At 66.7% G+C, this 550-nt stretch carries 1 protein-coding gene; it reads right to left on the bottom strand.

Annotated elements, in window-relative coordinates:
• Positions 1-550, bottom strand: a 550-nt coding sequence (locus RND78_RS27900; protein WP_312733469.1) for a hypothetical protein, incomplete at both ends; no start/stop codon positions are given.

Raw genomic sequence — 550 nt, 5'->3', positions numbered from 1 at the left:
ACTGCTGCCGTTCAGGGTCAGGGTGCCGTTACTGGTGACGCTGCCACCGGCGTTCTGCAGCAGCGGCAGGCCTAGGCCGAAGGTGCCGGCGCCCACGTGCAGCAGGGTACCGTTGGTGTTGGTCAGGCCACCGATGGCGAGTTGCAGGTCTTGGTTGGCGGTTTCCAGCCGGCCATTGGTGTTGTCCAGCCAGCCACCCAGGGTCAGTTGGGTGGTGCCACTGGTGCCCAGGGCGCGCAGCTGGCCGTTGGTGTTGTCCAGGCTGGCGGCCGCCAGGCTCAGGGTGCTGCTGCTTTCGATGATGCCCAGGCGGTTGTTCAGCGCGCCGCTCAGGCCGAAGTCGATCTGGCTGCCGAAAACCTGGCCATCGTTGTCGCCGCTGTTGTCGAAGCTGCCGCCGCGGACCTGGACCAGGCCCTTGCCGTAGAGGCTGCCATTACGGTTGTCGACGCTGCCGGTCTTGAGCAGGGCATTGCCACCCAGGGCCGAGACCTTGCCGTTGTAGTTGTCCAGGGTGGCGGCGGTGAGGTCCAGGCGCTGGGCCTGGATG

The organism is Pseudomonas oryzihabitans (assembly GCF_032027545.1).
In the GTDB taxonomy this organism is placed as follows: Bacteria; Pseudomonadota; Gammaproteobacteria; order Pseudomonadales; family Pseudomonadaceae; genus Chryseomonas; species Chryseomonas oryzihabitans_F.
This window is presented reverse-complemented; position numbering and strand designations above follow the sequence as displayed.